An 11,700-nucleotide genomic window follows, 5' to 3' on the forward strand; every position below is an offset into this window, starting at 1 on the left:
TTTGCGCTAAGCCACTCATCCCGAGTCGGCTTATCGATCGTTAACAGTGGTGCGCTTTCCATGACTGGGGCGCCCGTAGAGAGGGAAATCAGCAATGGCACAAGGACATTTCATTCGCCTGGGTGACAAGACCACTTGCGGCGGCCAGGTTTTGGAGGCCGACACGCGTGTCATGATGTTTGGCATCGCCCATGCCCGTGAAGGCGACCGCGTTTCCTGCGGGAAAAACGACGAAACCTACACCATCGTGGGAGGCGTCTCCTACATCAACAGTCATGGCAGGATCGTGGCGGGCTCGCTGGACAGCTACAGCACCTGCCCGTGCAGAGCCAGGTTGATCCCCTCGGTGTTTACCGCCACTTATGAGTCGCGCAGCAATGCTGCGCCCCAGACCACAAGGGCCGCGGCGCAACCGACCGCACCTCTCGCCGGCAATCCGGCAGCGCCAAGTTCAGCCGGTTTCGCGTCTGCGTCGAATACCCCTAAGCCAGTGTCCTTAGGCAGTGCAGCAGCCCAGGAACCAGGCTTCTACATCGTGCCCAAAAGCACCACCCGCGAACAGCTCGAAGCGTCCTTGTTCACCCTGCGCGACCCCGCGGTGATGGGTAAATTCAAGCTGCTCAATCCTAATCTGCGCGACGTCAAAGCCGGCTAGATGATCGTGCTGAGCGATCCGAGCAACTACCAGTGCACCCGTGAAGAAGCCCTGCTCATGGACGTGGCAGCCAGGACTAACCAGATCCTTGAAACGCTTAGCCCCGAAGAGGCGGATTTCATGGTGCAACACCGTGATGCCATCCAGACTTTCCTGGGTCATGGCTCGACCGCAATCGGCGTCGGCGCAAGTGTTCTCAAAAACAATCTGGATAACGTCAGCGACACCCTGAAAAAAATCGAAGCGTTGCATCAGCATTCATTCCTACGCGATGGCCATCTGAGTTCACCGACGTTTCTGACAGAGCGCCAAAAGCTGCTCGCTCAACTCGATATCCACCTGACAAGCCTGACGCGCAAAGGTATCGGCTTCCCCAACCATCCCAATTTGAATCGTGCAATGTTCCTCTCGCCTCCCAGTCTGGTTCATCGCTGGACGGAGGCCGGCGGCGTGGGGCAGATGCCGGGGTACGCCACTCATCTGGAGGGGGTGGCGAAGGCTTCCAAGTATCTCAAGTACGGCGGCTGGGTCGGGACGGCCGTAGGTGGTGGAGCATCTGCCCTCAAGGTTCAAAATGTGTGCGCGGCGGGCAATGCGGAGGCCTGTAAGCGAGTTAAATTTACTGAGGCGGGCAGCTTCACCGGCGAAATTGCAGGCGGTGCTCTAATAGGTGCGACCTTAACAGCTAAGACTGTTGGTGGAATTTGTCTCGCGGTTGGCGTGACCACGGCCGGAATCGGAACCTTAGTATGTGGCGTGGTGGTGGTGACGGCGGGATCGTTAGTAGGTGGTGCGGTGGGTAACAGGCTTGGCGAGTCATTGGGAGAAATTATTTACGAGATGCGTAAATGAGCCCTGCAAAATTTGCGTTTGGCCTTTTCGGTGGCGCGATTTTCCTGATGATCTTCATTTGGGTAGGGTTCGCCCTTTACTTGGCCTACACCAAGATGGATGTGATGCTTAAGCATCTGAAAAATAGCACGGCAGTCATGGCTTTGTCCCATTATCGGCATCTCGGAGCGTGGGGCCACTTTCATTTGATTGCGGGAATAGCAGCGCTCGTCGCGTTCCCCGAGCGGCATATTAAAAGTGGCTCTCTCAGTGCCGAGGATATAGACAATCTTCCGGCTACAATTAAACGCAAGCTTGTCATTTGGCGCTGGGGAATATTAATCCTTTGTGGATCGTTTTTTTTATTTGGTGGCATTGGTGTAATTGTCGGCTGGATATAACGACCACAGGTCCTGCGCTTAGTCAGTCATTATCTATGAGCTTCCTGCTATATATTCTGCTCTGCCTCGCAGCGTTGGTTGAAATGAGGTTTTCTATTCGGCCTTTGCAGTCTCCAACGACTGCAGAAGGCCCTGCAATTCAGGGGGGTTGTGTTGGATGGGGAATTAATTCCAAAAATCCTCAGCCCCCTCCCACGCACCGTAGCAGCACTCGTGGGTCAGCGCGGCACCCAGAAGTATTGCGATGACACGCAATGTCTGTACAACTCCTCTATATGAACAGATGGATCGTGAATAATGAAGCCTAAATTAAAACAATGCAAAAAATGTGGAGTGTTGGATGAAGATGGCTTCTCGCGAATAGAAGGAGGGCGGTGTCTTTCATGCAGGATAAAAATATACGATGCAGGAAATTTCAATATTTTGAAGGAGGCACCCATACGATTAAAGTTGCTGCTAGGTGGCACCTCTTTGCTTTTTTTGATACTTTCAATTTATGCGATTTCTCATCAGCATCTTGTGTTGCCCGGCGGCCCTCGCGGTCGGGATTGGCGGGTAGCATATTCAGGGCTTGGAGCTCTGGTGCCAGCGTTTTCTTTAATATTGTTTTCAGTTAGTTTTATATCTTTAATTATTTCCAATTATCTTCGGGATCCTAACGAAGAAACATATAAAAAAATAATAAAGAACTGCTTTTAAGCCGGTTGGGTTTTTTATTTTATTTCGATATTTTTTTTTGGAAAAGAATATCGCAGCTAACGGCTCGCGACTTACAAATACCTCGAAAGTCTCACAGGGGGAGGCGGGGCGGGTTGGCCACTCAGCCGCGAGCTCCTGACTTGCCGCCCAGTAAAAGGTAAACTTGCCGGCCTTCGCAGGAGCAACCATGAATTATCGTCACGCCTTCCACGCCGGCAATCACGCCGATGTGTTCAAACACCTGACCTTGACCCGCCTCATCTCCCTGATGTCGCGCAAGGAGCAGCCGTTTGCCTATCTCGACACTCACGCCGGCATTGGTCTGTACGACCTGCAAGGCGATCAGGCCAGCCGTACCGGTGAGTACCTGGAAGGCATTGCGCGTTTGTGGGATCAGCCGGATCTGCCGATCCTGACGGCTGATTACATGCAGGTGCTGCACGAGATGAACCCGGATGGCCAGTTGCGCTATTACCCGGGGTCGCCGGAGTTGGCGCGGCGCCTGACGCGTGCGCAGGATCGGGTGTTGCTCAACGAGAAGCACCCGGAAGATGGTGTGCTGCTCAAGGACAACATGGCCGGTGATCGTCGGGTCAAGGTGCATCTCGGCGAAGGCTGGCATGTGCCGCGGGCGTTGCTGCCGGTGCCGGAGAAGCGGGCGGTGATGTTGATCGATCCGCCCTTCGAAAAGCTCGACGAGATGCAGCGCTGCGCCGCAGCCTTGAAAGAGGCGGTCGGGCGGATGCGCCAGACCGTGGCGGCTATCTGGTACCCGGTGAAGGATCAGCGCGCGCTGCGCCGGTTCTATCAGGACCTGGCCGGTACCGGTGCGCCAAAGTTGTTGCGGGTAGAGTTGCTGGTGCATCCGCTGGATACGCCTGACAGCCTGAATGGCTCCGGCTTGGCCATTGCCAATCCGCCGTGGGGGCTGGAGGAAGAGTTGCGTGAGTTGCTGCCGTGGTTGTCCGAGAAGCTTGGACAGACCCAGGGTGGGTGGCGGATGGATTGGTTGATTGCCGAATGAGGCGATGATCGTTCCCACGCTCTGCGTGGGAATGCCTCATGTGACGCTCTGCGTCTCGCTTTTAGGACGCGGAGCGTCCCGGGGTGCATTCCCACGCAGAGCGTGGGAACGATCGGGCAGTGGTCAGATCGGGCAGGTCACGCCGGTACCGCCAATGCCGCAATAGCCTTCTGGGTTCTTGGCCAGGTACTGCTGGTGGTACGCCTCGGCGAAGTAGAACGTCGGCGCTTCGTCGATTTCGGTGGTGATGATGCCCTTGCCGGCCTTGGTCAGTTCGACCTGGAACACCTGTGCGCTTTTTTTCGCGGCTTCCAGTTGGGCCGGGTTGGTGGCGTAGATCACCGAGCGGTACTGAGTGCCGAGGTCATTGCCCTGGCGCATGCCCTGGGTCGGGTTGTGCAGTTCCCAGAACATCTTCAGCAGCTCTTCGTAGCTGACCTTTGCCGGCTCGTAGACCACCAGCACGACTTCGCTATGGCCGGTCAAGCCAGAGCAGACTTCTTCGTAAGTCGGGTTCGGGGTGAAGCCGCCCGCGTAACCCACGGCCGTACTGACCACGCCTTCACGCTGCCAGAACCTGCGTTCAGCGCCCCAGAAGCAGCCAAGGCCGAAGATCGCGAAATCCACATCCATCGCGAATGGGCCCAGTAGCGGGGCGTCGTGGACGAAGTGTTTTTCCGGCACGGTCATGGGGGTTTCGCGGCCAGGCAGAGCTTGTTCTTTTGTTGGGAGCACGTTTTTGTTCACCAGAATTTCCGAGCGCAGAACCATCTTCAGTCCTCTCAGTCGTTGGAATAATCACAGATGCAGTTTGCCCGAGAGTTGGCCCGCTGTCAGGCGATCGGGCCGCGCGGGTAGCGTTTGAGCTTGTCGATCAGGTCCAGCCCCGGGATCGGCTGGTCGAACAGGTAGCCCTGGCCGACGTCGCAGCGGTGGCGACGCAGGAACGCCAGTTGCTCGGCCGTCTCGATGCCTTCGGCCACGACCTTGAGTTTCAGGTTGTGGGCCATGGCGATCACCGCGGAGGTGATTTCCATGTCGTCCTGGTTATCCGGGATTTCGTGTATGAAGCTTCGATCGATCTTGATGATATCGATGGGGAATTTTTTCAAGTAGCTGAGCGACGAGTAACCGGTGCCAAAGTCGTCCATCGCCAGGGTCAGGCCCAGGCGCTTGAGTTGGTCGAGCTGCTGGTGAGTGTCTTCGGTGGCTTCCAGCAGCAGGCCTTCGGTCAGTTCCAGCTCCAGCAGGCGCGAAGGCAGTGCCTCCTCCTTGAGGATGTTGGCGATGGACGCCACCAAGTCCGGGTCGGAGAACTGCTTGGGCGACAGGTTGATTGCCACCTGCAGGTTGCCCAGCCCGGCGGCGGTCAGCGCCTTGCTCATGCGGCAGGCCTGGCGGGCGATCCACTTTCCAATCGGAATGATCAGGCCGGTTTCTTCGGCAACACTGATGAACTGGTCCGGGCGGATCATGCCTTTTTCCGGGTGATTCCAGCGCAACAGCGCCTCCATCCCCAGCAGGCGTCCGCTGCGCAGGCAGAGCTTGGGTTGGTAGAACACGTCCAGTTCGTTCTGGGTCAGGGCGCGCCGCAGGTTATTCTCGACGAACAACTTGTAGCTGGCTTCGGCGTTCAGGGCTTCGGTGAAAACCTGCACTTGATGTTTGCCGTTGGCCTTGGCCTTGTGCAGGGCCAAGCCGGCGTTACGCATCAGGGTCTGCGGGTCTCGCCCATGAAGGGGGGCGCAAGCCAGGCCGACAGAGCCGGTCACGCTGATCAGCTGGTTGTCGACGAACATCGGTTTGTCGAGGGTCGTGAGCAACTGGTTGGCGACCTGCTGCCCGAGTTCAAGGCCCGTGTTGTCAAGCAACACCGCGAACTCGTTGCTGGCAAACCGCGCCAGGCTGCCACCCGGGTTGAGGCTATTGCGCAGGCGCCGGGCCAGGCTGATCAGCAGCTTGTCGCCGGTCTGGTGGCCGAGGCTGTCGTTGATCCGCTTGAAGTTATCGATGTCCACCAGCAACAGGCTGATCGGCGCGTCGCTGTCGCGGGCGAAGCGTTCATCGAGGTTGCGGATGAAGGCCGGGCGGTTGCCGAGGTTGGTCAGGTTATCGGTGTAGGCCAGGCGCTCGATGCGTTGCTGGGCGAGCTTGGTCTGCGTGATGTCTTCGTAGATACCGATGTAATGGGTCAACTCGCGGTTGTCGCCATACACCTTGGATATCGACAGTTGGCCCCAGTAGGGTTCGAGGTTTTTGCGACGACTCTTGAACTCGCCCTGCCAACTGTTGCTCTTGGCCAGCGCGGAGGGTGCGTCGAACAGCAGTTCACTGAGGTTCTCCAGCGCCGGCAGTTCCGCCAGGCGCTGCCCGTGAACCTCTTCGGTGGTGTACTGGGTAATCGCCGTGAAGCTCGGGTTGACGTACTCGACGATGCCATCGCAATTGACCAGCAAAAAGGCGTTGGCGCTTTGCTCGACCGCACGCTGGAACAGATGCAGGGCGCTGGTGGCGGTGCGTCGATTGTGATTGTTGATGACCTGGGCGAACTGGTCCGCCAGCTCGCCGGCGAAGGCGATTTCGTCCGACTGCCAGGCGCGGGTCGCACCGGTTTGTTCCAGGCACAGCACGCCAACCACCTGGCCGTCGACGCGAATGCTGGCATCGAGCATCGCATTGACATCGCGCGGGCGCAGGCTTTCGGCCATTTCCCGAGTGCGCGGGTCGCGCATGGCGTTGTGGGCATCGATGGCCCGGCCGGTGTGCAGGGCGTCGAGGTAATCAGGGAACACGCTGACGTCGATCGGTGCCGGCAACAGGTATTCCTGGGTCGAGCGGTGATAGGCCGAGATAGGCGCCAGCATCGAGCCTTCCAGGTGCCACAGGCTGGCGCAGTCGATCTGGTAAATCTCGCAGGCGCTGCGAGTGATCAGTTTGGCGGCTTCCTGCAGGGAATTGTTGCTGCTGTAGCGCTGGCGGGTCAGCAGCAGGATCAGGTCCTGCTGGGCACGTACCCGGTCCAGATGCTGCAATTGTTCCTGCTGGGCGCGCTGATTGAGCTCCAGGGCGATTTGCAGGCGCGAGTTCTGGGTTTCGAGATCCAGCGCCGGCAGCAGCGGGTCATCCTCGAACAGGCCGTCGATGACCAATAAATAACCGCGCAGCAGGTGTCGATTGTGTTGTTTGTAGGCTTCGCCCAGTTCCAGCAGGTTCAGCGAGCCAGAGGCGGTGTGCAAGGTGTAGCGGATCAGGTAGTGAGTGCTCTCGCTCAACTGCGCCTGAATCGCATCATGCAGTTGATAGCGGGCTTGCGGCTCCATCAGGCTGGCGTAGGGCGAGCCAACCAGGGCGCACAGTTCCACGGCCGGCAGGCCGAACTGGCGTTCGCAATTGGGGTCGAGAAACAGCAGCGCCCAGCTTGGTTCGTTCAGCCGTTCGAAACGCAGCATGCCGAGCCGCGAGGGCACAGGCAACTGCGTCACTACCTCGGCCACCATACGGCTGGTGGCATCGGGTTGGCTTTTCATGGAGGGAACTCGCTTCGAATATGCTGATCGCGCCGGGCTCTCGCCCTCTTTACTGTTGCCTGCGGCAAGGTTGCATCATTGCGACACTGACTGACAAGAGAGATGAAGGCCAAGTGCTATAAGAATATGTCGGCAGAGGTGAAGATTTCTCCAGCAAACGACTCAAAGATCGCAGCTTTTAACGCAGTAAAATACTGACCGCCTGTAAAAGGGCGCCATCCCTATCGTGATAACGCACATGAATATGCTCTGCATCGACGACCAGGTGCGCGAAGTTATCCTGGCTGATCACGTAACTGGTCAATTCGTGTCGATAATCTCCCACAGCGGTTCGGGCCAAAGGTTGATCGAGGATAAAGGTGGAAGCTGTGGCATAAGGCAACAATTTGCTATTGCACAGGGGCGAAGAGACGATTGTATGAACTTCGAAGCCCGGGTCCTCACTGTGGGTCAGTCGGCTGATCAATGAGCCGTGGACGTCGCCTGAAACGATGAAGACGTTCTTGATGGCGTGTGTGCGAATCGTCTCCAACAGCCGTAGTCGTTGTTCGGGAAAGCCCTTCCATGCGTCCTCGCCCTGGCGTTTGCTGTCGGGATAGAACATGACGCTGGTAACCACGAATTTAACCCGGGCCGAACTGTTGATCAGCCATGTACACAAGGCCTGCTCCTGCTCGATATCGAGGATGCGTCGGTCGCTGGCTGCAAGATTGCGTCGGGTCCGGCTGTCGGTGACAAACCACTCGATATCGCCGTCGGTGAACTGGTACCAGTATTTATCCAGCTTCTTGTCGACTTGCCCCTCGGCGCAGAGTTCGTGTGCCGGGCCATGGCTGGCCTGGTACAACTCATAGGCGTTTATCGCATTGGCATATAGAAAGTCATCGGACTTGTTTCTGTTAGCCGGCCAGTTGTCTTCGATCTCATGGTCATCCAGGATCATATATGTCGGCAGGGCAGACATTAACTTTGCAATGTTTGGCTGTGAAAAGGCTACGCGATATTTGAGGAGGATGTCCTTGAGTTCGCGGTCCGGGGCAATGAAGTTCAAATCATCGACGTAGATCTGGTCACCGGTCATCAGCATGGCGCTGACAGGGGGATCGGCCTGCTCGGCCACTCTTGATATTGTCGCGAACATCCTGTCGCCCAGGTGCGGCTCGGCTGCAATGCCTGCGGTGAGCCGTAGATAGCGGCAAGAACCCACGAGATAGGCCCTGGGTTGTGTGGTCTGACTTGAACGGGTGCGCAGGCGATGGAGCTGCGGCGGCCATTGCAAGGGCAGTTCCTGCAGTGTATCTGCAGCAGGCACGGGCTTTGTCGGGCTGAACCAGCCGGCCTGATATTCATGCACGGTGTCGGCAGCCAGGTCGTTGAGAACCAGGACTGCGGACATGTCACGGGCTTTTTCGAGTTCAGCAAAAATACCCTTTGACCAGTGTTCGTCGCCGAGTCGCCGATAGCGAATACCGGCAAATGCACGGGCATCTTTATTTGATTCTCCACGCAAAAAAATACGCGCGTGGTTGGTTGTGGTGTGGCCAATGATTGGCCCGACTGTTGGTTTGAACATGTTCGAATCCATTCGGCTTGAGTTTCTGGGGCAAGCAATCGGCTTTTAAATGGCCGTGCCAGGAAGGCTAATTATTTGGCCTTGAAAAATACCGGGCGGAAATGGATTCGACTTGTGGGGGATATCAGCCACAAATGTAGGAAGGTATCCGTTGAGGTAAAAACGGCGGGCAAAAAAAGCCCCGCCAAATTGGCGGGGTTGAGGTACGAGCGTGGCGCTCGGAAAACGTGAAACGCGACAGGCCCTCCCGCGAAGGAGGGCCCGCCGGTGTTACAGCAGGATGGTGCGGATGTCCGCCAGCAGGTCGCTCAGACGCTTGGTGAAGCGTGCAGCAGCGGCGCCGTTGATCACACGGTGATCGTAGGACAGCGACAGTGGCAGCATCAGTTTCGGCTGGAAGGCCTTGCCGTCCCAGACTGGCTGGATGGTTGCCTTGGAAACACCGAGGATCGCCACTTCCGGCGCGTTGACGATCGGCGTGAAGCCGGTGCCGCCAATGTGGCCGAGGCTGGAAATGGTGAAGCAGGCGCCTTGCATCTCGTCGGACGAGAGCTTCTTGGTCCGGGCTTTCTCAGCCAGGGAAGCAGCCTCGGCGGCCAGTTGCAGCAGGCTCTTCTGGTCGACGTTTTTGATGACCGGTACCAGCAGGCCATCCGGGGTGTCGACGGCGAAGCCGATGTTCACGTATTTCTTGCGGATGATCGCTTTGCCGCTTGGCGCCAGCGAGCTGTTGAAGTCCGGCAGTTCCTTGAGCAGGTGCGCGCAGGACTTGAGCAGCAACGGCAGGATGGTCAGCTTGACGCCGGCCTTCTCTGCGACGGCTTTCTGCGCGTTACGGAACGCTTCCAGCTCGGTGATATCCGCCGAGTCGAATTGCGTCACGTGCGGCACGTTCAGCCAGCTGCGGTGCAGGTTGGCAGCGCCGACCTGCATCAGGCGGGTCATCGGCACTTCTTCGATTTCGCCGAAGCGGCTGAAGTCCACGACCGGAATCGGCGGGATGCCCGCGCCACCGGTTGCGCCAGCTGCAGCGGCCGGTGCTTCCTTGGCCTTCTGCATCATGGCCTTGACGTAAACCTGCACGTCTTCCTTCAGGATGCGACCGTGTGGACCGCTGGCGCCGACCGCACTCAGCTCGACGCCGAATTCACGGGCCAGTTGGCGTACTGCCGGGCCTGCGTGAACCTTGGCGCCAGGCTTGGCAGGAGCAGCAACCGGAGCGGCGGCTGCAGGTGCGGCGGCGGCAGGAGCAGCAGCGACTGGCGCCGGAGCGCTCGCAGCGGCGGCAGCCGGTGCCGGGGCAGCAGCAGGTGCCGCGCCTTTGACTTTCAGCTTGAGGATCAGGTCGCCAGTACCGACTTCGTCGTCCAGCTTGATGGAAACGCTTTCCACCACGCCAGCGGCAGGCGATGGGATTTCCATGCTCGCCTTGTCGGATTCCAGGGTGATCAGCGACTGGTCGGCTTCAACGCTGTCGCCAGCCTTGACCAGCACTTCGATGATCTTGGCTTTGCCCGCCGAGCCGATGTCCGGAACGTGGATGTCCTGAACGCTGTCGGCAACTGGAGCCGCAGGAGCAGCTGCCGGAGCAGGTGCAGCGGCTGGTGCAGGAGCTGCAGCCTGGGCCGGAGCGGCGGCAGGTGCAGCGGCACCCGCCACTTCCAGGTCCAGGATCAGGTCGCCAGTACCGACTTCGTCGTTGAGCTTGACGCTGATGGCCTTGACCACGCCAGCGGCAGGCGAAGGGATCTCCATGCTCGCCTTGTCGGATTCCAGGGTGATCAGCGACTGATCAGCCTCGACGGTGTCGCCGACTTTGACCTGGATCTCGATGATCTGGGCCTTGCCCGACGAGCCGATATCCGGCACGTGCACTTGCTGAACCGAAGCGGCAGCAGGCGCAGCAGCAGGAGCGGCGGCGGCAGCAGGCGCAGCCGGTTTGGCTTCAGCCTTGGCGGCCGGCGCAGCAGCCGCAGGGGCCGCAGCAGCGGCACCTTCGACTTCCAGCTCCAGCAGTTCGTCGCCTTCTTTCAGGCGATCGCCCAGCTTCACTTTCAGGCTCTTGATGATACCGGCCTTCGGCGCAGGCACTTCCATGCTCGCCTTGTCCGATTCCAGCGTCAGGATGCTCTGGTCGGCTTCGATACGGTCGCCGACCTTCACAAACAGTTCAATTACTTCACCTTCACCGCTGCCGATGTCAGGTACGCGAATGAGTTCGCTCACAGAATCTCTCCTCAGCAGTCCAGTGGGTTGCGTTTTTCCGGGTCGATCCCGAACTTGGCGATGGCTTCAGCCACCACTTTAGGTTCGATATCGCCACGGTCAGCCAGTGCTTCAAGGGCTGCCAACACCACGAAATGACGGTCGACTTCGAAGAAATGACGCAGTTTCTTGCGGCTGTCGCTGCGGCCGAAACCGTCGGTGCCCAGGACTTTGAATTCCTTGGACGGTACCCATTGACGGATCTGCTCGGCGAACAGTTTCATGTAGTCGGTAGAGGCAATCACCGGACCTTGACGGCCGTTCAGGCACTCTTCCACATAGCTCAGCTTAGGCTTCTGGCCAGGGTGCAGACGGTTGCTGCGCTCTACGGCCAGTCCGTCGCGACGCAGTTCGTTGAAGCTGGTAACGCTCCACACGTCGGCGCCGACGTTGAACTGTTCACGCAGGATCTTCGCTGCTTCACGGACTTCACGCAGGATGGTGCCGGAGCCCATCAGCTGAACGTGGTGCGCCGCTTCGCGGTTGTCTTCCTCGAGCAGGTACATGCCTTTCTTGATGCCTTCTTCGGCACCGGCCGGCATGGCTGGCTGCTGGTACGACTCGTTCATCACGGTGATGTAGTAGAAGACGTCCTGTTGCTCTTCGGTCATCTTCTTCATGCCGTCCTGAATGATCACCGCCAGCTCGTAGCCGTAGGTTGGATCGTAGGTGCGGCAGTTCGGGATGGCCCTGGCCCGCGGCATCACCGGCCACAGCTCGGCGAA

The 11,700-nt window shown here is 58.5% G+C and carries 10 protein-coding genes; 5 read left to right on the forward strand and 5 right to left on the reverse strand.

Annotated features, from left to right (window positions below; all coding sequences use genetic code 11):
- Positions 1-94: 94 nt before the first annotated feature.
- From ACIO0C_RS27385 to ACIO0C_RS27405, 5 genes are all read left to right on the forward strand, one after another.
- The gene (locus ACIO0C_RS27385) at positions 95-655 is read left to right on the forward strand and encodes a PAAR domain-containing protein (RefSeq protein ID WP_401316971.1); all 561 of its coding nucleotides are present in this window, start codon (positions 95-97) and stop codon (positions 653-655) included.
- Positions 656-1,507, forward strand: coding sequence for a hypothetical protein (locus tag ACIO0C_RS27390; protein ID WP_401316974.1), 852 nt, complete (start codon positions 656-658; stop codon positions 1,505-1,507).
- Positions 1,504-1,887: a hypothetical protein gene (locus ACIO0C_RS27395; protein ID WP_401316975.1), complete on the forward strand. Its 384-nt coding sequence runs from the start codon at positions 1,504-1,506 to the stop codon at positions 1,885-1,887. The genes ACIO0C_RS27390 and ACIO0C_RS27395 overlap by 4 nt, the downstream gene beginning before the upstream one ends.
- Before the next feature lie 297 nt (positions 1,888-2,184).
- Positions 2,185-2,586, forward strand: a complete 402-nt coding sequence (locus ACIO0C_RS27400; protein WP_401316978.1) for a hypothetical protein — start codon at positions 2,185-2,187, stop codon at positions 2,584-2,586.
- A 187-nt stretch (positions 2,587-2,773) separates the two neighbouring features.
- Positions 2,774-3,610, forward strand: a complete 837-nt coding sequence (locus tag ACIO0C_RS27405; RefSeq protein ID WP_401316980.1) for a 23S rRNA (adenine(2030)-N(6))-methyltransferase RlmJ — start codon at positions 2,774-2,776, stop codon at positions 3,608-3,610.
- Positions 3,611-3,733: 123 nt separating this feature from the next.
- Here the strand turns inward: ACIO0C_RS27405 and msrA are convergent, their stop codons facing one another.
- The 5 genes from msrA to ACIO0C_RS27430 all read right to left on the reverse strand — a co-directional run.
- Complete coding sequence (gene msrA / locus ACIO0C_RS27410) at positions 3,734-4,381, reverse strand: peptide-methionine (S)-S-oxide reductase MsrA (RefSeq protein WP_401316982.1); 648 nt, start codon at positions 4,379-4,381, stop codon at positions 3,734-3,736.
- Between the two features lie 62 nt (positions 4,382-4,443).
- On the reverse strand, positions 4,444-7,137 hold the full coding sequence (locus ACIO0C_RS27415; RefSeq protein ID WP_401316984.1) for a putative bifunctional diguanylate cyclase/phosphodiesterase: 2,694 nt from the start codon (positions 7,135-7,137) through the stop codon (positions 4,444-4,446).
- Positions 7,138-7,315: 178 nt separating this feature from the next.
- On the reverse strand, positions 7,316-8,710 hold the full coding sequence (locus ACIO0C_RS27420) for an alkaline phosphatase D family protein (protein WP_401316985.1): 1,395 nt from the start codon (positions 8,708-8,710) through the stop codon (positions 7,316-7,318).
- 270 nt (positions 8,711-8,980) lie between these two features.
- Complete coding sequence (gene aceF, locus ACIO0C_RS27425) at positions 8,981-10,936, reverse strand: dihydrolipoyllysine-residue acetyltransferase (RefSeq protein WP_401316987.1); 1,956 nt, start codon at positions 10,934-10,936, stop codon at positions 8,981-8,983.
- An 11-nt stretch (positions 10,937-10,947) separates the two neighbouring features.
- Positions 10,948-11,700: transketolase-like TK C-terminal-containing protein (locus ACIO0C_RS27430; protein ID WP_401316990.1), on the reverse strand; the 753-nt coding region annotated here is incomplete at its 5' end.

It is taken from the genome of Pseudomonas sp. NPDC087336, assembly GCF_044744285.1.
Taxonomy (GTDB): Bacteria; Pseudomonadota; Gammaproteobacteria; order Pseudomonadales; family Pseudomonadaceae; genus Aquipseudomonas.

Bases quoted from the DNA above. Each gene is read 5' to 3' on its own strand.
- ACIO0C_RS27385 (WP_401316971.1), top strand. From the start codon at position 95: ATGGCACAAGGACATTTCATTCGCCTGGGTGACAAGACCACTTGCGGC.
- ACIO0C_RS27390 (WP_401316974.1), top strand. From the start codon at position 656: ATGATCGTGCTGAGCGATCCGAGCAACTACCAGTGCACCCGTGAAGAA.
- ACIO0C_RS27395 (WP_401316975.1), top strand. From the start codon at position 1,504: ATGAGCCCTGCAAAATTTGCGTTTGGCCTTTTCGGTGGCGCGATTTTC.
- ACIO0C_RS27400 (WP_401316978.1), top strand. From the start codon at position 2,185: ATGAAGCCTAAATTAAAACAATGCAAAAAATGTGGAGTGTTGGATGAA.
- ACIO0C_RS27405 (WP_401316980.1), top strand. From the start codon at position 2,774: ATGAATTATCGTCACGCCTTCCACGCCGGCAATCACGCCGATGTGTTC.
- msrA (WP_401316982.1), bottom strand. From the start codon at position 4,381: ATGGTTCTGCGCTCGGAAATTCTGGTGAACAAAAACGTGCTCCCAACA.
- ACIO0C_RS27415 (WP_401316984.1), bottom strand. From the start codon at position 7,137: ATGAAAAGCCAACCCGATGCCACCAGCCGTATGGTGGCCGAGGTAGTG.
- ACIO0C_RS27420 (WP_401316985.1), bottom strand. From the start codon at position 8,710: ATGTTCAAACCAACAGTCGGGCCAATCATTGGCCACACCACAACCAAC.